26 protein-coding genes are annotated in these 20,127 nt (G+C 44.8%); 14 read left to right on the forward strand and 12 right to left on the reverse strand.

Annotated elements, in window-relative coordinates:
• Positions 1 to 49 precede the first annotated feature (49 nt).
• The 10 genes from A3IK_RS21240 to A3IK_RS0101755 all read right to left on the reverse strand — a co-directional run bounded on the left by A3IK_RS21240 (position 50) and on the right by A3IK_RS0101755 (position 8,522).
• The gene (locus A3IK_RS21240; protein ID WP_162596601.1) at positions 50 to 271 is read right to left on the reverse strand and encodes a hypothetical protein; all 222 of its coding nucleotides are present in this window, start codon (positions 269 to 271) and stop codon (positions 50 to 52) included.
• Between the two features lie 110 nt (positions 272 to 381).
• On the reverse strand, positions 382 to 1,932 hold the full coding sequence (gene gpmI / locus A3IK_RS0101715) for a 2,3-bisphosphoglycerate-independent phosphoglycerate mutase (protein WP_020558231.1): 1,551 nt from the start codon (positions 1,930 to 1,932) through the stop codon (positions 382 to 384).
• 8 nt (positions 1,933 to 1,940) lie between these two features.
• Positions 1,941 to 3,035 carry a twin-arginine translocase subunit TatC gene (gene tatC / locus A3IK_RS0101720; RefSeq protein WP_020558232.1) on the reverse strand — a complete coding sequence of 365 codons (1,095 nt, stop codon included), beginning with the start codon at positions 3,033 to 3,035 and terminating at the stop codon, positions 1,941 to 1,943.
• Entirely contained in the window at positions 3,022 to 3,306 is a 285-nt protein-coding gene (tatB, locus tag A3IK_RS0101725; RefSeq protein ID WP_020558233.1) for a Sec-independent protein translocase protein TatB, read from the reverse strand. Before tatB ends, tatC begins: the two co-directional genes overlap by 14 nt.
• Positions 3,307 to 3,314: 8 nt before the next feature.
• Positions 3,315 to 3,569, reverse strand: coding sequence for a twin-arginine translocase TatA/TatE family subunit (gene tatA / locus A3IK_RS0101730; RefSeq protein WP_020558234.1), 255 nt, complete (start codon positions 3,567 to 3,569; stop codon positions 3,315 to 3,317).
• A 12-nt stretch (positions 3,570 to 3,581) separates the two neighbouring features.
• Positions 3,582 to 3,905 (reverse strand): phosphoribosyl-ATP diphosphatase, encoded by a 324-nt coding sequence (locus A3IK_RS0101735; RefSeq protein ID WP_020558235.1) that lies wholly within the window; start codon positions 3,903 to 3,905, stop codon positions 3,582 to 3,584.
• Positions 3,906 to 3,929: 24 nt separating this feature from the next.
• On the reverse strand, positions 3,930 to 5,807 hold the full coding sequence (locus A3IK_RS0101740; protein ID WP_020558236.1) for an AAA family ATPase: 1,878 nt from the start codon (positions 5,805 to 5,807) through the stop codon (positions 3,930 to 3,932).
• Positions 5,808 to 5,830: 23 nt separating this feature from the next.
• A complete protein-coding gene (gene hisF / locus A3IK_RS0101745; RefSeq protein WP_020558237.1) occupies positions 5,831 to 6,604 on the reverse strand; it encodes an imidazole glycerol phosphate synthase subunit HisF in 774 nt (257 codons plus the stop codon).
• Positions 6,605 to 6,607: 3 nt separating this feature from the next.
• On the reverse strand, positions 6,608 to 7,345 hold the full coding sequence (hisA, locus tag A3IK_RS0101750; RefSeq protein WP_020558238.1) for a 1-(5-phosphoribosyl)-5-[(5-phosphoribosylamino)methylideneamino]imidazole-4-carboxamide isomerase: 738 nt from the start codon (positions 7,343 to 7,345) through the stop codon (positions 6,608 to 6,610).
• Positions 7,346 to 7,427: 82 nt separating this feature from the next.
• Entirely contained in the window at positions 7,428 to 8,522 is a 1,095-nt protein-coding gene (locus A3IK_RS0101755) for a PQQ-dependent sugar dehydrogenase (RefSeq protein ID WP_110690235.1), read from the reverse strand.
• 137 nt (positions 8,523 to 8,659) lie between these two features.
• Between A3IK_RS0101755 and A3IK_RS0101760 the strand changes: the two genes are divergently transcribed.
• Positions 8,660 to 8,899, forward strand: a complete 240-nt coding sequence (locus tag A3IK_RS0101760; protein ID WP_020558240.1) for a helix-turn-helix transcriptional regulator — start codon at positions 8,660 to 8,662, stop codon at positions 8,897 to 8,899.
• Entirely contained in the window at positions 8,892 to 10,094 is a 1,203-nt protein-coding gene (locus A3IK_RS18195) for a type II toxin-antitoxin system HipA family toxin (protein ID WP_020558241.1), read from the forward strand. Before A3IK_RS0101760 ends, A3IK_RS18195 begins: the two co-directional genes overlap by 8 nt.
• Before the next feature lie 132 nt (positions 10,095 to 10,226).
• Here A3IK_RS18195 and A3IK_RS20005 read toward each other — a convergent pair whose 3' ends face one another.
• Both A3IK_RS20005 and A3IK_RS0101775 read right to left on the reverse strand, forming a co-directional pair.
• Positions 10,227 to 10,907, reverse strand: a complete 681-nt coding sequence (locus tag A3IK_RS20005) for a hypothetical protein (protein WP_020558242.1) — start codon at positions 10,905 to 10,907, stop codon at positions 10,227 to 10,229.
• Positions 10,908 to 11,068: 161 nt separating this feature from the next.
• A complete protein-coding gene (locus tag A3IK_RS0101775) occupies positions 11,069 to 11,254 on the reverse strand; it encodes a hypothetical protein (protein ID WP_020558243.1) in 186 nt (61 codons plus the stop codon).
• Between the two features lie 327 nt (positions 11,255 to 11,581).
• Here A3IK_RS0101775 and A3IK_RS20010 point away from each other — a divergent pair, with 327 nt between their 5' ends.
• The 12 genes from A3IK_RS20010 (at position 11,582) to A3IK_RS0101835 (ending at position 20,120) form a co-directional block, all read left to right on the forward strand.
• Positions 11,582 to 12,640, forward strand: a complete 1,059-nt coding sequence (locus A3IK_RS20010; protein WP_020558244.1) for a prolyl hydroxylase family protein — start codon at positions 11,582 to 11,584, stop codon at positions 12,638 to 12,640.
• A 210-nt stretch (positions 12,641 to 12,850) separates the two neighbouring features.
• Positions 12,851 to 13,453 (forward strand): transcriptional repressor LexA, encoded by a 603-nt coding sequence (gene lexA / locus A3IK_RS0101785; protein WP_020558245.1) that lies wholly within the window; start codon positions 12,851 to 12,853, stop codon positions 13,451 to 13,453.
• A gap of 83 nt (positions 13,454 to 13,536) precedes the next feature.
• Positions 13,537 to 13,854 (forward strand): hypothetical protein, encoded by a 318-nt coding sequence (locus A3IK_RS0101790; RefSeq protein WP_020558246.1) that lies wholly within the window; start codon positions 13,537 to 13,539, stop codon positions 13,852 to 13,854.
• Between the two features lie 82 nt (positions 13,855 to 13,936).
• Positions 13,937 to 15,370, forward strand: a complete 1,434-nt coding sequence (locus A3IK_RS0101795) for a hypothetical protein (protein ID WP_020558247.1) — start codon at positions 13,937 to 13,939, stop codon at positions 15,368 to 15,370.
• Between the two features lie 185 nt (positions 15,371 to 15,555).
• Positions 15,556 to 15,888 (forward strand): ArsR/SmtB family transcription factor, encoded by a 333-nt coding sequence (locus A3IK_RS0101800; protein WP_020558248.1) that lies wholly within the window; start codon positions 15,556 to 15,558, stop codon positions 15,886 to 15,888.
• Positions 15,889 to 16,024: 136 nt separating this feature from the next.
• Entirely contained in the window at positions 16,025 to 16,450 is a 426-nt protein-coding gene (locus A3IK_RS0101805) for a rhodanese-like domain-containing protein (RefSeq protein WP_020558249.1), read from the forward strand.
• A 2-nt stretch (positions 16,451 to 16,452) separates the two neighbouring features.
• On the forward strand, positions 16,453 to 16,725 hold the full coding sequence (grxC, locus tag A3IK_RS0101810) for a glutaredoxin 3 (protein ID WP_020558250.1): 273 nt from the start codon (positions 16,453 to 16,455) through the stop codon (positions 16,723 to 16,725).
• Positions 16,719 to 17,147: a thioredoxin TrxC gene (gene trxC / locus A3IK_RS0101815; RefSeq protein ID WP_020558251.1), complete on the forward strand. Its 429-nt coding sequence runs from the start codon at positions 16,719 to 16,721 to the stop codon at positions 17,145 to 17,147. Before grxC ends, trxC begins: the two co-directional genes overlap by 7 nt.
• Positions 17,148 to 17,222: 75 nt before the next feature.
• A complete protein-coding gene (secB, locus tag A3IK_RS0101820; RefSeq protein WP_020558252.1) occupies positions 17,223 to 17,705 on the forward strand; it encodes a protein-export chaperone SecB in 483 nt (160 codons plus the stop codon).
• Between the two features lie 13 nt (positions 17,706 to 17,718).
• A complete protein-coding gene (locus A3IK_RS0101825) occupies positions 17,719 to 18,723 on the forward strand; it encodes an NAD(P)H-dependent glycerol-3-phosphate dehydrogenase (protein WP_020558253.1) in 1,005 nt (334 codons plus the stop codon).
• 12 nt (positions 18,724 to 18,735) lie between these two features.
• Entirely contained in the window at positions 18,736 to 19,707 is a 972-nt protein-coding gene (gene gshB / locus A3IK_RS0101830; protein WP_020558254.1) for a glutathione synthase, read from the forward strand.
• A complete protein-coding gene (locus A3IK_RS0101835; RefSeq protein WP_020558255.1) occupies positions 19,704 to 20,120 on the forward strand; it encodes an OsmC family protein in 417 nt (138 codons plus the stop codon). The genes gshB and A3IK_RS0101835 overlap by 4 nt, the downstream gene beginning before the upstream one ends.
• The last annotated feature ends 7 nt before the right edge of the window (positions 20,121 to 20,127 follow it).

Below are 20,127 nucleotides of genomic sequence, written 5' to 3' on the forward strand. Positions count from 1 at the left end.
ATTCGAGGCCTGATTATACGGATCTATGCTTTAAGCGCCACCTTTAGTATTAGTAAGCTAATGGACTGTAGGAGGTGCGATAAAATTGGGGTGGGTTAAAGGCGGGAGGTCCCGACATATGGCGTGGTGCATCGGCACTAGGATAATTGCCTGCTGCGTTAGCATTAAGGGGGTGGGCATTATTACCCCCTAGAGCAGGCATAGAGTTGCTACAACCTGCTAGGGAAAAGAGCAGCGTAACACTCAATAGAGACAAGGTAAAAAGTCTCATGGCGACCTCATCGTTATTCTTATTATTAATTAAATTGGGTTAAAACGTATCTTAGCGAGCTTTGCTAAGATACGCCGAATTAACCGATAGACGAGGTAGGGTAAAAATGATCAATAAGCTGCGGGTGCGCCTGTAACTGGCTCTAACAATAAGCTGCGTCCTTGAATCGTGGACGGCTGCTCTAAGCCCATGAGTTGTAATACGGTTCCTGCAATATTACTTAACCCCCCACTAGTTGATAAACGCCAATGTTGTTTGTCGATAACCAAACAAGGCACTGGGTAAACGGTATGCTGAGTATTAGGTTCGCCGGTTAAAGGATCGGTATACTCATCACAGTTACCATGATCAGCCGTTAAAATCACCGAATAGTCATTTTTTACCGCACAATCGAGTACGCGCCCCACTTCACGATCCAGCACTTCAACGGCTTGAATCACCGCAGCCGGTACAGCAGTGTGACCCACCATATCACCATTGGCAAAGTTCACCACAATAAAACTATGCTCCCCTTGATCTAAGGCCGCACACACCGCATCCGCAACTTCTGGTGCGCTCATTTCTGGTTTAAGGTCGTAAGTTTCGACTTTAGGTGATGGGATCACTAGACGCTCTTCACCAGCATAAGGCTCTTCTTTGCCACTATTAAAAAAGAAAGTGACATGCGCATATTTTTCAGTTTCAGAGCAATGGAATTGTTTTAAACCCGCTTGGCTAATCACATCGGCTAGATTCGTGCTCGCACGTTCAGGTTGATACATCACTAAAGCAGGGAGTTGATTATCATAGAGCGTCATAGTGACTAACTTGACTGGCTTAAACTCACCCCGATCAAAATGCTTAAAATCAACACTCGCTAAAGCATCAGAGGTTTCACGCGGACGATCATTACGGAAATTAAAGAACAAAACCGGATCAGCACTTTGAATTAATTTCCCACCTTGAATAATACGCGGCTTAATAAATTCATCGGTTTCATCCGCTGCATACGCATCTTCAATCGCAGCCGTACCTGAGCGTACCGGTACACCCATACCGCGTACTAAACCGTCCCAAGCGACTTTGACGCGCTCCCAACGTTTATCCCGATCCATTGCATAAAAACGTCCGGTTACGGTCGAGAGTACACCCTTATTTTGAGCTAAGACGGCTTCTACACGCTCAATAAAACCTAAGGCCGCTTTAGGTGCTGTATCACGCCCATCGGTAATAGCGTGTACCGATGCGGTGACCCCGTGCTGATGACAGAGCTGTATGAGAGCTGCTAAATGATTAATATGACTATGTACACCCCCATCAGAGAGTAAGCCAATTAAATGCAGGGGGCGGTTTTCTAATTTAGCGTAGTTTAATGCCGTGAGTAGGGCATCGTTTTTAGCCAGTGTACCGTCCTCAATCGCATCATCAATGCGTACCAAGTCCTGCTTTAAAATCGAACCACAGCCTAGGGTCAAATGACCTACCTCTGAGTTACCCATTTGACCATCCGGCAAACCGACGGCACGACCGGACGCTTGCAAAGTAGTATGGGGGTATTTGCCAAAGTATTCGTCAAGCTTAGGGGTATTGGCTTCATACACAGCATTATATTTTTTGCTGGGATTCACTCCAAAGCCATCAAGGATAATCAATAGGGTTTTACGGCGTGGTACGGTATTCATAGTTCTGCTTAGGTCTTGTCTACATCATTAGGTAAATTAGGATTGTGAGCGGCATGTTCGGCTTCTAGCTTAGCTTGCTCAGCAGCAATACGGGCCATTTCAGCATCCATTTCCTCATCGGTTAAGGGTCTGAAGGTATCGTCTGTTTTTGCGGCAGGGGACGCTTCTGGCGCGTGACTAGATTTAAGATCTTCTACTAAGTATTGATCATCCTCCCATAAAGTACTGGCAGCAGCAGCGCTTGCAGTAGCAGTAGCAGTCGCCATCGTTGTGGCAGGGCTAGCAGTATTAGCAGAGCTTGCCTCAGTATCTTGCTGAGTTTTTGCCTGCTCAAACTGATCCTTTGCAACTCTGAAACGTTCAATATGCTTTTCAAAAACGCGGCTCAGTAATAATCCTAACTCAAATAGCATCCAAATCGGTACAGCCATTAAAATTTGTGAGACTACATCCGGTGGAGTCAGGAACATAGCAATCACAAATGCACCCACAATAATATAGGGACGCGCTTTAATTAAAGCATCAACACTCACCACACCCATACCGATCAATAAAATAGTCGCCACGGGTGTTTCAAAGCTCAAACCAAAGGCTAGAAACATAGCCACGGTGAAATCTAAATAACTGGCAATATCGGGGGCTGGATTCACATTACTCGGCGCAAAGGCCACCGCTGCCCGCGCAATCATGGGGATTACCACAAAATAGGCAAAGGCTATCCCTATATAAAATAACGATACACTAGAGACTAAGAGGGGAGTAATGAGTCGTTTTTCATGCTCATACAGTCCAGGCGCTATAAATCCCCACACTTGATAAAAGGTATAAGGCAAGGTGACTAGAAAGGCGACTAATAAAGCTAATTTAAAGGGAATTAAAAAGGGGGACGCCACACCAACTGCAATCAGCTTTTCCCCAGCGGGTAATTGCTGAATCAGGGGGGTAGACAGAATATTATATAAATCTTGCGCAAAGGGAGTGAGACAGATAAAAACCGCCCCCACTACCATAACTATACGTAAGAGCCGATCACGTAACTCCACCAGATGCTCTAAAAAGCCACCGAGCATAGTTGCCGAAGAAGAAGGTTCAGGACTTGTCATAGGGTTCTAATTCCTTGCGTACCTCGGCTGTTTTTTCATTCATCATAATCTTTAAATTACGCAGCTCCTCTTCTTGCTTGGCAAGCATGTCACGTAGCTCATCAGCCCGGAGTTCATGCTCAATATCCGCTTTGCTTTTAGCTACAAAGCGTTTAATACGCCCTATCCAGCCACCTATGGTACGAGCAACAGTGGGTAAACGTTCGGGGCCGATGACTAATAATGCGACTATACCAATGACCAGCATTTCGAGGAAGCTGCTTTCAAACATGATCTATCCTAAGATACTTTGTCTTTTTGAGTGGCTTGACTGTCGATAACTCGTCCTTCCGCATTCGGTGTTTGAGGCGGTAATTGGCTATTAGCCGTATTAGTCGGTTGCTCGTCTTTAGCATCATCGCCATCTTTTACTGCTTTGCGGAAGTTTTTAAAGGCTTCCCCTAGATCGCCGCCCATATTGCGGAGCTTTTTAGTACCAAAGAGCAAAATGACAATAACTAAAATAAGAACCAGTTGTAAGGGACTAAAGTGCATAATGAAATCCTTTTAGTGGGGTGGGCGTTGGCTTTTTTCTTCCAAGCCCGATAAGCCAAACCGACGCGCTAATTCATTTAATACCGCATCAGGATGTAAATTCTGTTGTGCTAATAATACTAAGGTATGAAACCATAGGTCGGCTACTTCATACACGATTTTATCCGGTACGCCATCTTTAGCCGCCATGACGGTTTCCGTCGCTTCCTCACCAATTTTCTTGAGAATGCTATCTAGACCTTTATGGTAGAGGGAGGCAACATAAGAGCTATCTTTATCAGCCCCTTTGCGTTGCTCTAGTACATCCGCTAAGGCGGTCAAAATCGATTCATTCATAGTCAAAGCTCATACCTATCCCGTTTAATGACCTTGTACAGCAGCTAATTTCGCATCATAAGTAGGAATATGTAAGTGACCTTCGGGTTTAACTTCCACACTAATGCCATGCTGAGCCGCTAAGTCAGCCGTTACTGAGCTATCTAACTGCCCTTTTTGGGCTAATTGTAAGGATAAGCTTTGTAATAGCAGAATATGACGACTCAATAGCTCACGGGTCTCACTAACTAACCGCATCATCATTTTTTCTACGTCCATATCGGTCACATCACGATTCATCGTATAAGCATGATGATCTAGGGTGTAGGTCGCTTGAAACTCATCATCAAAACCGTATTTACGCACATAGTCGAGAGCCAATACCGTTGCTTGTTCACGATCATTTTCGCGCCCCGTTGAAGCATCTAGGGAGCCAAAAATAATTTCCTCAGCTAAACCACCGGCGAGATAGACCTTGATCATATCCAGTAGGGTACGTTTAGTACGATGGATTTGATGGGGGAAAGTAAAGCCCCCCGAATAGCTACTTGCTACCTTACTTTGTAATTGTAAGGGAACTAGACCAAACAACACCATATAGACTACCGCATGCCCTGATTCATGCACACTAATATTAGCCACCGCCGCTTGTTGATTCGTTTGGCGAATTTTATCAATGCGGCCTGAGTACGCATAGGAGAAGTCTGTATCGCCGACCTTAGCCTCAATCTTTTGCTCTGCTTCATTAAAGTGCAGATAGATTGTGGTTTCACCATGCGTCAACGCATGTAACAGCATTTTAGAGAGATTCATTTCTAAAATATCGGTCACACTCGAAAAGACTGGGCGCACCCCTTGTACCGGAAATACACCATTCCGATAAATCAAGCGAGCAATACTGTCATCTAAGGTCAATTGCACCCCAGTATGCTCGAAAGTTTCGCGGCAAACCCGCTCAATCTCACGTTGAATCAGCGTCTCAAAGTCTTGTTTTCTAAGACTTGGGTAGATCAGATGAATATTACCAAACCGCGCGACTTGTTCGGGGCGGAATTTATTCATCAGCGCTTCTTTTACATCCATGAGCGTCACCTTAGTGGTGAAGGCATGGAAAATATCCGCATCCACATCCGCTTCCGAGGCTTGAGTCGCCATATGGAAAGCATCATCTAAATTACCTGAAATCAGAATCAGGGTTTTAGAGTGATTAATCGGTTCGTAAATCGCTTTTTGCCGCTTAGCAGACATGACTAAATCGACCATTTCGTCTTCTGTCATGTCGATGAGGTCTTCAACATTCGCATCTAAATTCAGCGCTTTGCGTAATTCCAAGGCTTCCCACATGCTTAAATAGACGGTTTCTTCTTCAACCTCTTCGCCTTTATTGCGTTTACGTTGAGTCTCTTTACGGCGTTGGAAGTAACCCATGAGGAAGTTGTCTAGATTATCGCGGTGCTTTTTAGACAGGCGACCATCAGACAGTAGCTCCCAAAAATCCATAAACTTGGTTTGGCCTAAAGGCTTACCATCAGTATCAATAGTGTTGAAGCGCTGAATTTCATCAAATAGCACAATAGCAGGCTTACCATCATGTAAGTCATGGCTATCTAGTACGGATGAAATAGAGGAGTGCCACAGTGTTTCGTCCACATTCGATAGCTCTACTTCTACAAAACGATCTTGGAAATGAAGGCTTTTTACGAGTTTACGCACGAGATCGGTTTTACCAACACCCGTCATACCCCAGAGATTGACAATCACGGGGCGTTTGAGCAGGTCGGGGATTAAGTACCACACCTGGATATAATCCACCAGGTCGTCAATAATCTTATCAATCCCCACAAAATGTTGTTTGAGGACGGTTTTAGCTTCCTCTAGTTTTGCTTTGCGTTCTGCAATCAGTTGGCGATCTAATTTGAGCATGTAATCCGTTCTTGTAATGAGTGTTATAGGCGCATTTCAATGCCTTGCTCGGCCATAAATGCTTTTGCCTCACCGATAGTATGTTGCCCAAAGTGGAAAATACTGGCGGCTAATACCGCATCCGCTTTTCCTGTTAAAATACCATCAGCTAAATGCTGGAGTGATCCCACACCTCCTGAGGCTATGAGGGGGACATTGACGCGCTCATTCAGCGCCTGCATTAATTCTAGATCAAAGCCGCTCTTTGTTCCGTCTCGATCCATGCTGGTGACGAGTAATTCCCCTGCACCGAATTCAACCATTTTTTCCGCCCAAGCTAGCGCATCAATGCCTGTACCTTTACGCCCGCCGTGGGTGAAAATTTCCCATTTTAAGGGTTCATCAGGGGCATTAACTCGTTTGGCATCAATCGCTACGACAATACATTGCGAACCAAAATAGTCACTAGCTTCACGGACAAAGTCGGGGTTAAAAACAGCCGCTGTATTAATAGACACCTTATCTGCGCCCGCGTTTAACATGCGACGAATATCATCTAGTTTCCGAATCCCGCCCCCTACGGTGAGAGGGATGAATACTTGAGAGGCGACTTGTTCAACCATATGGGCCATGGTTTCACGATCATCAGAACTCGCGGTAATATCTAAGAAGGTAATCTCATCGGCCCCCTCGCGATTATAACGGGCTGCAATTTCAACCGGATCACCCGCATCACGAATCCCGACAAAGTTCACCCCTTTCACCACACGTCCATTATCGACATCTAGGCAGGGAATAATACGTTTAGCTAAACCCATGATTTACCCCTTTAGACTGTCAACGTAGCGTTGTGCTTCAGCAAGATTAATCGTACCTTCGTAAATCGAACGGCCTAAAATCGCACCCATGACACCTTTATCCTCGACCGCACAGAGTGCACTAATATCATTCATATTCGTGACTCCACCAGAGGCAATGACGGGGATACTAATGCTTTGAGCAAGTGCTGCGGTTTCAGCCACATTCACACCCTGCATCATGCCATCGCGGGCAATATCGGTGTAGACAATGGCACTAACGCCCGCTTGTTCAAATTGTTTAGCCAGCTCAATGGCAGAAACGTGTGAAACCTCCGCCCAGCCATCAGTTGCCACCATGCCATTTTTAGCATCAATACCGACAATGATATGGTTGGGGAATTGCTGACATACTTCAATGACAAATGTCGGGTCTTGTACGGCCTTAGTACCAATAATACAGTACTGCACTCCAGCCTCGATATACGCTTGAATGGTGGCTGCATCACGGATACCACCCCCGATTTGGACGGGAATATGGGGGAAGCGGGCCGTAATTTGCTTAACGACCTCGCCATTCACTGGCTTACCCTCAAAGGCACCATTTAAATCCACCAGATGTAAGCGACGTGCGCCCTCGTCTACCCAGCGTGCTGCCATATCGACAGGGCTATCGGAGAATACGGTTGAGTCATCCATACGTCCTTGGCGTAAACGCACACATTTACCATCTTTAAGATCAATGGCGGGAATTAACAGCATGAGCTAATCCTTTTAAAGCGAGAGTAACTAATAGAACGTGCATCCTACCTGAAAATAGTATTAACGTCATGAAGTGACTGCATTAGGGCATTAACTCAATCCGGTATAAACCGCCATTCGTCTCATCGGTTAATACATATAAATAGCCATCTGGCCCTTGTTGCACATCCCGAATTCGTCCGATTTGTCCTTCTAAATAGCGCTCTTCCTTAGTGACTTTATTACCTTGCATCACTAAGCGTGCCAATAGTTCAAATTTGAGCGAGCCTACTATTAAACTGCCTTGCCACTGGGGATAACGGTTGCCGGTGTAAAACACCATACCGGAGGGGGCAATTGAGGGAACCCAATAATAGACGGGGTCAATAAAGCCTGCTTTATGATGAGGTCCAATAGTGCCACCGCCGTATTCTTCGCCATAGGTAACGATAGGCCAGCCGTAGTTAGCGCCTTTTTGAATCCGGTTTACTTCATCGCCCCCTTGTGGGCCGTGTTCATGCGTCCAGAGTTCGCCGGTTTGTGGATGGATAACGGCTCCTTGTTGATTGCGATGTCCGTAGCTATAGATTTCGGGTTTAGCGTTGGGGGTATTCACAAACGGATTATCAGCTGGAATAGAGCCATCATCTTTGAGGCGAATGAGGCTCCCTGAGTGATTAGAGAGGTCTTGTGCATTATCTCGTTCTCCACGTTCGCCTAGGGCTAGATATAAATAACCTTGGCGGTCAAACACAATACGCCCACCAAAATGGACAGGGCCATTGGATTTTTGGTCGGCTTTAAAGAGTTCTTGTACCTCGGTTAGTTGCCCATTTTGATATTTACCGCGTGCCAGGTGAGTGCTGTAGCCGCCTTGTCCTGATCCGGTATAAGACCAATAGAGCCAATGGTTGTTAGCAAACTGCGGATGAAGTGCTAACCCTAGCAAACCTCCTTGTCCATAGGCACGAAAAGGGAGGAGGCCTTGCACCGGTTGAGGTAGGAGTTTGCCGTTTTGAATACGGCGTAATTGCCCATTGCGCTCGGTTACTAAGATTTCACCATCGGATAGAAAGGCCACGCTCCACGGGTGATTCAAGCCAGTCACTATAGGTTTGGCGGTGAGTTTAAGGGTTTCAGCATGGGCGAATAGTGGTAGACACAATAAGGTAAAGATTAGGATTAGGCGATGCATCATAGGCTCCTAAGCAGATAGTTAGAGAGCTAAGTGTAGCGCTTTGGATCTTAGGGTGGGATAAAGCCTTAAATTTCTTGTTATGATGAATATATTCATCAATACTAGCCAATAAGCCGATTTTGATAGATATATTCATCATGTTAGAAACCCTTAGCCACACGATTCGTCAAGCCCGCCGCGCTCAAGGCTTAACTCAACAGCAATTAGCCAACCTTTGTGGTTTAGATCGAACCACCATTGGAGCCTTAGAGCGGAATAACTACCCTGATCTAGGTATTCGCAAAGTAGAAATGGTGCTGAATATATTAGGCAAAGAGCTTTGTAGTCGTGATAGAAGCCTACCGACCTTAGATGAGTTGCGGGGCATTTATGGCTGATATTGATGTGTATTTGGGGCATGATGAGCAGCCATTATTTAGCGGGCGGCTTCAAAAAGAGGCGCATGAACATGTGTTTAGCTATCAACCTCATGCTACCGAGGCGCTATCTCTTACTATGCCCCTACGGGTAGCGAGCTATCACTATTCCGAACTCCATCCGATTTTTCAGATGAATCTGCCCGAAGGTGCCCTACGCTGGGCGCTAGAGCAGATGACAGCAAAGCACTATGGCAGTGATGATTTAAGTGTATTGGCATTATTAGGTCGCCACCAAATCGGGCGTTTGGCGTATAGCGTGGCAGGCCAACCGTTGCCCCTATCCACAGAGCAGCCATTCACCTTAAATCAATTAATTAGCAGTACGGATGTGGATTTATTCGCGCAATTACTAGCGCGTTATGCGACTTATTCGGGAGTGGCGGGGGTACAGCCTAAAGTTCTTATGCCCTTACAACAGCACCTGACCCTACCTTTAGGCCATTATATTGTAAAAACATGGGCAAAGGATTATCCCCATTTAGCTTGTAATGAATATGTATGCCTAAGTATCGCACGAGCTGCTGGTTTGGAAGTCCCTAATTTTTATCTGAGTGATAATGCTCAATTACTGATTACGGAGCGCTTTGATTTAACCCCTGAGGGTATTGCATTGGGGTTTGAAGATTTTTGTGTATTGCAGGGTAAAGGTACTAAGGCTAAATATGATAGTTCTTTAGAGGCTTGTACCCATACAATTCGTCAATTTGTATCGGCTAACCAACAGGCTCAAGCCTTAGCTGATTTTTATAAGCTGACTTATTTGAATATACGAGTGCGAAATGGGGATGCACATTTAAAAAATAATGGGGTGCTGTATTCTGCTTTAGTGGATTATCACAGTGGGGTGTTGCCGAATACTGAGCGTAAATTAGCGCCTATCTTTGATATTGTCAGTACTGTACCTTATTTACCTAAGGATTCGATGGCACTGTTATTAGGTGGTTCTAAACGCTGGCCTAAGCGGAAAGTGCTGCATCAATTCGCCCGCCAGCATTGTGGCTTGAGTCTAAAAATGATTGAGCAGATTGAGGCTGAGGTGGAGGGTGCTCTTGCAAGTCAATTAGGTTTATTAGAAAGCTTAGCGAGTCAACATAGTAATTTTGCTCCGTGGGCGGAGCGTATGAGGGCATTATTAGAGATACCTTTGTTATAAGCATCATGTGATCGCAAAGGAGACTTTTATGGGCTCTTTGGGATTTCCCGTGGTAATGCTGAATTTTTAATCATATTAAGAGCGAAATTTAGCAGACTGAACATCTCAACTTGTTGATTTCGTTAAGCAGAATTATCCAACAGAATAATGAGAAAGGTTCTCACCACGGAAGATCCTGAAGAGCCATAATTGTTTTGTTTGAGGTATGATTTCATAATTAGGTTTATATGTCCCATTTAGGAAGTCAGAGTAATCAGCCCCCGTAGTATGATCAGGGTGTCTGGGTAAATAGGATTTAGTAAATTCTAGATAAATTCCTTTTACTGCACTTCGTCCTGAAATTATAATTTTATCTAAGATTTTATGATTTATTGACTCATAAGATACATCATCTCTACATGATTCAAAAAAATCTAAAAGCTTAAAAAAAGTATTTTCAAATCTTTGATATTCAAGATTCTTACTCTGAGCTTCTAATGAGTCTGATGATCTCTTAAATTCGGCTCTAGCTAAGGATAGCTCTACTTTTTGAAGTACAATAGTCACAATAAGGCTGATTAATGTTAGAAATGTGAAAATTGGATTGAGAGTGCCACCCAAAAAGTCGCCAAATGTACCAAGAGTATCTGTCCAATCAAAAAGCAAACCTAATATATTAATTAATACTAGTGCTATGAAGGCATATATTCCGAATTGTGCTATGCGAAATAAATACCTAGATAAATATTTTGATTCACCTATTGTTTTTAAGTATCTCTTGTAGAGTACAATCTGTTTACGTCGAATATTTCTAATAAAACTTTTTATTTCCATTTGGACACTTTTATAGCTCGCTGAAATAAAACTATATTACAGGTGGGTTCCGTAGCTGCTGAGGGTTTACGCAGAATTATACAACCGACGAACGGTTATTTAAAGCAGAATTGATTCTAGAGTAAGGGATGGATGAGAGCGGGATTTAATGAGGGATTAGCTTAAGCACACAGGCGTTGGTCAGAGAGGCTGGAAGCCCCAGCCTCTTGACGTAATTGACGTTTTAATGATTGTTTAGCTTGTTGACGTTCGCCGCCTTTACTGACCTTATGCTCGCCCCCTTTTCTCAAAATCGGCTCGCGAGCAATCGGATTAATCCGACGATGACGTACTTTTGGCTTATTCATAAATAACTATCCTAATGAACGAATTAAACATATTGAATGTAAAGGCTCCCTGAAAAGGTGGGAGGAAATAAGTGTGCCACCTAGAACGAGGCAACACAAGCGGCTAAACAGCCTACCTAATATCAGTGTGATACAAACTTTTATTATTGCAAGACCCGCAAGTTTAAAAGCGATAAGCTTCAGCATATACCCGACTAAAGCACTAGCTTATCAACCATTAATAACCGAACTCCTGTCTTTAGTCCGCCATTGTTCAGTACAATTTAGTCTATTATGCGACACTATTAGGCATTAACCATATAGTAATAATGAAGATAAGGATCAAGTATGAGCACTGAACATTTAGACCCGGAATGGCTAAGTTGGGTTCAATTGAATCTAGAGCGCCGTTGCGCCCCCAGCGATTTATACAAAATTATGCGTGAAAATGGCTTTAGTGTGACCATTATCAAAGCCATGATGGGCGATGCCTACCCCACTGGTATTGAGGCCACCGAGACCTTAGAGCATAAAAATGCCGATATTGACTATCTAGCCCTCTCTAGCCCCCCCTTATGTGTGAATACCCCACAGTTAGAGGCTAAACGCTTCGATAATGATTTATTACAGCTCTATACCATTGAAAATTTTTTAAGCCCCGAAGAGTGTGAGCACTTAATCGCAATTTCTGAAGAATACTTAAAACCGTCCGAAGTGACCCATAGTAATGGCGATGATCGCTTCCGGACTAGTGAAACCTGTGATTTCACACAGGTATCTGACCCCGTTTTTGTGAAGTATATTGATGAGAAAATCGCTACAACCTTAGGTATCTGCTTACCCTACTCAGAGCCGATTCAAGTCCAACGCTATGATATTGGGCAAGAGTTTAAGGCGCATCATGACTATTTCGCCCCGAATACCAATATCTATGATGAGTTTGCGAGTGATATGGGGCAACGCACGTGGACGTTTATGGTCTACCTAAACAATACGCCTAAGGGCGGCGGCACGAAGTTTGTCGATATTGGGCAAACCTTTTACCCTAAACAAGGCATGGCAGTGGTATGGAATAATCTCCACAGCGACGGTACGCCCAATCGTCATTCCCTCCATCATGGTATGCCAGTGGAGGAAGGCAAAAAGGTCATTATTACCAAGTGGTTCCGTGAAAAAGGTTATGGCCCGATGTTTTGCTCTCAGGCTCAGAAAGCCCAAGCTGCAGAAACAGCCAAAACAATGGACACTGTTCAAGTGGTAGAAACAACAATAAAGATAGAAACTGCCCAAACAGTGACTACTGAATCTGCCCCTATTAGACATATACCCGATGCTGAGGCATTACGCGCAGCCCGTCATAAGCTGTCACGCCAAGCCCGCCGTGCTAAAGCCAAACGTCGGCATTAATGCTTAGCCCCGTTGCTTACATCATAAGCATTGCTTATCGCTTACCACATGGCTATGACGCTAGTGTGGTAGGTCATGAGCGCCTCATAGTCAACTCGGAAAAACCGAATAATCAAGCGCTTAAGCCCTGATTTTTTTGATTGGGCAAAGTGCTTGGTATGGCGTATATTAAGTTCGTGTTTTGTTCGGTTTTAAACAAAGGGGCTACTGATGTCAACCAACACACTAACCAAAAAACAACTCGCCACCTATGAGGCGATTCAAAAACTCACCTACCAATCGGGTAGACAACCGACCTTGGACGAAATTGCTAGTGAGTTAAACATTACCAGTAAAAGTACCGTACATGAGCATGTACAAGCGTTAATTCGTGCCGAGGTACTCCTGCAAGGTGTGGGTAAAAAAGCCTATGAATTACCCAAAGAACTAGAGGACATTAACCTACCCGTCCTAGGACGTATTGCCGCCGGTAAACCGATTGAGGCGATTCCTGAGCAAAGAACGGTGAATCCTAATGAAATCTTAGTGCGCTCTGACCGCTATGCCCTCTTGGTACGCGGCGACTCTATGATCGATATTGGTGTCATGGATGGTGATTACGTCGTGGTACAGCGCCAAGATTATGCGCACAGTGGCGAGGTTGTTTCGGTGCTAGTAGACGATTGTGAAACCACCTTAAAACGCATCTATTACCTTAGCGATGGACAGGTGGAATTACGCCCAGAAAACCGTACCTTGCAATCCATGTTTTACCCCGCCGAAAGCGTACAGGTACAGGGTAAAATGGTCGGTTTATTCCGTAAATGGGCTTAAGCCTTTGGGCTATTAATCCATTATTCGTTTCATTCAAAAAGGAGCTATTTAATCACTCTATCACTTCAATGGAGGGCTAACTGATGACTCTAAAAGCCATACCCCCTGATCCTGATTTACTCACTTCAAACCCTAAGCAAGCGGATCTACCCCCTGTGGCAGGGTGGGGGATGATGCGGGGCATTATTGCCGCAGCGGCTATTTTAATTTGGATCTTGCTGATCTTATTACCCGGTATGGATGACATTAATAACCTAGACCAATTGGCCTTACACCTACCTTTAGTGGTGACGGGATTGGGCTTATTGGGCGGCATTATGGCGGCTTATAGTTTAAAGGCGGATGGACATTTAATTTGGTTTACCGCCACTTTATTACTCTTAGCAGGCTGGATGCTATGAGATGAGGCAGTACGAAGTAAGCGGCAACTTACTTCGTACTCAATTCCTGTTTTTTGAAAAGACGCTTACAGGAGAGAAAATTATGACGCATTGGCATGAAAATACCAAATTAGATCGACCTACCGAAATTATTCATACCAAGTCACTGCGCGATATTGTGGAGGATTTAAATAAAGCACGTAGCTGGTTACTCATTGCAGCCGTCGCCGCGTTTTTAGCTTCCGCCTTCTTTGTGGTGAAGTATTTTGTGGGAGGCAGTATGCAGCCCGAAACCTGGACTATGGAACAATGGTTGAATGCGGCACTCGGCTTAGGCATTACCGCAGTGATTACCGCTGCCCAAGCCTTTTTATACGCCAGTGGCTATAAAGGAGCAGCCGCCATTATTGCTACCTTTATTGTGGTGTTTTTTGGTTTATTCTCAGAGATTTCTCAGTCTATGGAGCGTGAAGATTTCACCGTGCGCCATCGTTCTGAAAACTCAGAGGTTTTTAAAGCCACGGTACAAAGCATTGGTCAAGTCAGTGCACAACTAAACTCCGTTACACCGCAACAACAAGCGTATGCGACCGCACAATCTCAGTTACGTTACTGGCAGGATTTAAAGGCGCAGAAAATGGCGAATCATAGCGCCGTGAAATATTCACACGCGACTTTAGATCGTTATATTGCCGAGTATCAACGCCAAGCCGTGGCTTTACAGTCGCAAGTACAACTAGCAGATAATAGTCGCACGGCTTTATTAAGTAGTGCAGTACAGCAGGCTAAAGCCTTGGAATATGATGAGGATAAACATTACGCCATTATCCGTTTGATTAAGGAGGGATTTGGAGTGACAGCGATTTGGGCCTCCTTCATCTTCTCTTTTATTATTATTGGCACCTTTGAGTATGCGTTTCATTTCGTGGGAAATTTCGTAGCTAATCATAAAAAAGCCTTGTGGCTATTGAAACGTGACTCGACCGGAGCCTTAATCGAGACAGCCGCACAAACGGCTGCCAGCCAAACGGAGATTCCACGTGATTTTGGTAATACTTTGCGTGATGAGTATTTGGATTATGTCACCCCTGAGCGTAAGCAGCGTTTAGATGAATTAGCACAAGAGCGTGCCGCGACTATGCAAAGTGCTCATGCTGAAGAGGCAAATAATATTGCTCATCAGACCGCTGCCGAGAGTGTGGCTAAGGTGACCGACATTACTCAAGAGCGCTTTTTTAAGGTGCTGTATGCTGAGGTGCGGGATCGTATTGAGCACGGTGAGGTACGCCCAACAGTTCGCCCTGTGACCGATATAGTGACCGAAGTGGTACGCCATCAAGCCAGCTTATTAGGTTTAAAACCCTCTGCTTTAGGTAAACCACAACGTCAAGCCATGGCAGAGCAAATGCTATTACGTTTAGAGAAAGATGGGGTGCTGGTACCCAATGAAGAGGGCGGAGTTGGCAAGGCTAAATATGTCCTAGCGCCTAAGTATCAACAAAAATTACAAGCGGCTGAGTTACAAACCGCTTCTTAATTAATCTTCATACCCAACAGCGCGAGTTTTTAGGCTCGCGCTGTTTTTTTATGGAGAGTCTATGGGTTACTTATCGGTATTGAGGTTTTTTTATTAGGTTATGGTAATATTGGTGCATAGTAATATTCTGATACCAGACAAGAAGTAATTCTAAATTAGCCACTTTTTAAAGATGATTAAGTACCATGATGCCGGAAGATTATAATTTACCATTCGATATGTTGGGCAAGGATGAGGATATTGATCGCGCGTCACGCTCACTCAAGGCCATCTCCCACCCACTGAGACTAAAGATTCTGTGTGTCTTAGGTGAGAATGAGGTGAATGTGCAGGATATTGTGGAAAGCGTAGGTACTTCACAAAGTAATATTTCCCAACATTTAGCCATTTTACGTGATAAAGGTATTTTGACCTCGCGTAAGGATGCAAATAAGGTGTTTTATAAGGTAGGCGACTACCGTACTTTACGCCTGATTAGCATGATGCAGGAGGTTTTTTGTAGCCCAGCTAAGCGCTAGTGAGTACTGTTTGTTAAGGTTGAGCAAGGTAAGCACTGGCTAAAGTAAGTGCATTTACCTATCTACTTATAGTTATGCTTTACCATTAACGCAGGTACATATATCTTTAGGACATTTTAGTAAACAGGATGGTTTTGTGAACGAGTACGTTACCTTTGTACAACATAATTTATTGCTAGTAATAGGGTTTGTTGGGGTGTTAGGGTTTATTATTTGGTTGGAATTTAACCGTTTTACCCGCAAATATCAGCAGCTAGATACTACCCAAGCCGTGCGGTTACTTAATGATGACAATACGGTGGTGATTGATGTACGTGAAGGCAATGAGCTGAGTACCGGAAAGATCAGAGGGGCGCGTCATATTCCACTAGGTCAACTTGCAACCCGAATAGGTGAATTGGACAAATTCAAAGACCAACCTATATTAGTTTATTGTCAATCAGGTAATCGCTCCGCTATGGCAGCTAATACCCTGACTAAAAAAGGCTTCACTAAAGTCAATAATTTGGCAGGTGGTATGGCGGCTTGGGGGAGTGCGAATTTGCCCGTGAGTAAGAAGTAGTAATGAGTACCCAGCCTACGGTTAAGATGTATACCACGCGCTTTTGTCCTTATTGTATAGGTGCGCGGTTATTACTTAATCGTAAACGAGTCCCCTTTACTGAGATTAATGTGAGCAATAATGCTGAGCTTTGGGCTGAAATGGAAACATTAAGCGGGCGGGATACGGTTCCACAAATCTTTATCGGTGAGCGTGCCATTGGTGGTTATAGTGATATGGCGGCTTTGGATCGCTCAGGAGAGTTAGATCAATTATTAGGATTAACATCATGTTAGTAGTCTGCCCGCAATGCCAAAAAACCAACCGAGTCCCTAGTGATAAACCCGCCGACCAAGCCCTCTGCGGTTCTTGTGGACAGGCCTTATTCCCTGGAACACCCATCGAGCTAAACTTTGAGCAATTGCAGAAACAGATTAGCCGCAATGAGATGCCAGTTTTAGTGGATTTCTGGGCACCTTGGTGTGCGCCCTGCCGTATGATGGCACCCGCTTTTGCTGAAGCCGCCGCACAGTTGTCACCGGCTATTCGTTTAGCTAAGGTCGATACCGAAGCCGATCAGCAAGCCGGTGCAGTATTTGGTATTCGTAGTATTCCCACCATGGTGCTATTTGTCGATGGACAAGAAAAAGCCCGCGTATCCGGTGCCATGAATACCTCGCAGATTAAAGCATGGGTCAATCAAGCCCTTGCACAATAATTTCATCCCAAATGCATCCCTAGGGGTGTGGATTGAAACATTTAACAACAATAGACTCTAATCAAGGTTTACAACATGAGCGATACTACAGCCGCTGCTGCACAAGAAGAGCAACAGTTTATTATTCAGCGTATTTACTTAAAAGATGTCTCCTTTGAAGCACCTAGCTCTCCTAGTGTTTTCACCGAAACCTGGGATCCAGACACCGATCTCGACCTAAATACCCATGTGAATGCTCTGCAAAATAGTAATTATGAAGTAGAACTAATCCTAACTATTACAGTAAAAAGTAATGGTCATCCTGCCTTTTTAGTCGAAGTGAAACAAGCAGGGGTATTCTATATCACCGGCTATGCGCCTGAGCATTTGAATCATTTATTAGCGGCGTATTGCCCTAATACCCTATTCCCTTATGCGCGGGAAGTGATTGCAGGCTTAGTGTCTAAGGGTAGTTTCCCTGAGTTACATCTGTCACCGATTAACTTTGATGCGTTATATGTACGCCGTTTGCAAGAGCAAATGGAACGTGGTGCAGAAGCACCCTCTCAACCGGCTTAATTAGTATTAGGTAGTGGATACTATTCAAACGATAGCAGTATACGGTGCAGGCTCGTGGGGGACTGCACTGGCATTACAATTGGCTCGCAATGACATTGCGGTCAATCTGTGGGGGAGTAATCCAGAGCATATTAAGGCTCTGGAGACAGAGCGTGAAAATAAGCGTTACCTAGCCAATATCCCTTTACCTCCTAACTTACATCCTAGTGCGGATCTGCCTACGGTCGCGCAAGCCAGTCATTACCATCTCATCGTTGTACCTAGTCATGGTATACGAGCCTTGCTACAACGCTTGCAGCCTATGCTGACCGAGCAAGATGTCATTATTTGGGCGAGTAAAGGCATTGAGCTAGAGACAGGTAAATTACTCCATGAAGTGGTGCTGGAGGAATTACCCTTTTGCCAACACTATGCGGTGGTGTCAGGACCTACCTTTGCAGCAGAAGTGGCGAGTGGCTTACCGACGGCTATGACAGTTGCTGCGAACTCGGACACTCTTGCGCTAACTATTGCTAAAGCGTTTAGTGCAAATCACTATCGGGTCTATACCAGCACCGATGTGGTTGGTGTGGAGCTAGGGGGCGCGATTAAAAATGTGCTGGCGATTGCAGCCGGTATTTCAGATGGTTTGGGGTATGGTGCTAATGCGCGCGCTGCCATTATTACCCGTGGGCTGGCTGAAATTAGGCGCTTAAGCGAAGTGATGGGAGCGCAAACCGAAACCTTAATGGGATTAGCGGGTTTAGGGGATTTAGTGCTAACGTGTACGGATAATCAATCGCGTAATCGGCGCTTAGGTCTGGCTCTAGGGCAGGGTAAGGATCTCTCGACGGCACTTGCTGAGATTGGTCAGGCGGTAGAGGGTGCAAAGTCTGCGCGTTCTATTGGCTTACTCGCACAACGTGTTGGAGTGGAGATGCCTATTTGCCAGCAGGTTTACCGTATTCTTTATGAAGGTGTAGCCCCCGCTGATGCAGTAAAAGCCCTGATTGCGCGTGGTCTTAAAGCAGAATTTTAGGAGTTGTATCGTATGAGTACTTACTCGGCTGTCATTGTAATGGATCCGATTCAAGGTCTTAATCTTAAAAAAGATACGACCCTTGCGATGATTAGGGAAGCTCAAGCACGAGGTGTTACTTTATATTATTGCCAACCGCGTGATTTATGGGTGCGGGATGGGATGGTCTATGCCGAGCTTACGCCCTTTAGTATTGATTTAAAAGCGACTCCTTTTTATACCCTAGGGACACCAGAGGCGAGATTACTCCACACTATTGATGTGGTACTGATGCGCAAAGATCCTCCGTTTGATATGGAGTATATTTACAGTACCTATCTACTCGAAATGGCTGAGCGTAAGGGAACCTTAGTGGTGAATCGTCCTGAGAGTGTGCGTGCGGCAAATGAAAAGCTGTTTGCCACTTGGTTTGCAGAATTTTGCCCACCTACTTTAGTGACGCGTGACATAGCACGGATTAAAGCCTTTATCACTGAGCAACAGTTTATTGTGGTGAAGCCACTAGATGGCATGGGTGGCTCGCAAGTCTTTCAAGTCAAAGCCGATGATTCCAATCAGAATGTCATTTTAGAAACTATTACCCATAATGGACAACGCACCGTGATGGCGCAGCGCTTTTTGCCGGAGTATCGGCAAGGCGATAAACGCATTTTGATTATCAATGGTAAGCCCTATCCTCATGCACTCGCACGTATACCCGCGATAGGTGAGGCACGAGCCAATTTAGCCGCTGGGGGTAAAGGAGTGGGCGTTGATCTCACGCCACGCGACTATGAAATTTGTGCTGCGATTGCCCCCACACTGGTCGAGATGGGATTACTCTTTGTGGGGCTGGATGTGATTGGTGATTATGTGACTGAAATTAATGTGACTAGCCCTACAGGTGTACGCGAATTAGAGACCCAATATGGGGATAATATTACGGCCTTAATGTGGGATGCGATTGAGCAGACCTTAGAACAGCGCCAAGGAGCAGCAGCATGAAAGCACGGGTTAAATGGTTAGACCATATGAGTTTTGTGGGTGAGTCCGACAGTGGTCATTCCATTGTGATGGATGCTTCACCTGAGGTAGGAGGGCGTAATCTCGGCGTGCGTCCGATGGAGATGTTGCTCTTAGGTTTGGGCGGCTGTTCATCAATTGACGTATTGATGATTCTACAAAAATCACGCCAACAAGTGACCGATTGCCATGTCGAGCTTTCAGCTGAGCGTGCTAGCACTGACCCAAAAGTATTTACTAAAGCGCATCTGCATTTTGTGGTGACAGGTAAAGGCTTAAACCCAGAAAAAGTCGAGCGTGCCATTAATTTATCCGCTGAAAAATATTGCTCTGCCTCTAGCATGTTTAGTAAAACTGCGGAAATGAGCTATGACTTTGAGATTATTGAGGGGTAGGTCAACC

It is taken from the genome of Thiofilum flexile DSM 14609, assembly GCF_000380185.1.
Classification (GTDB): domain Bacteria; phylum Pseudomonadota; class Gammaproteobacteria; order Thiotrichales; family Thiotrichaceae; genus Thiofilum; species Thiofilum flexile.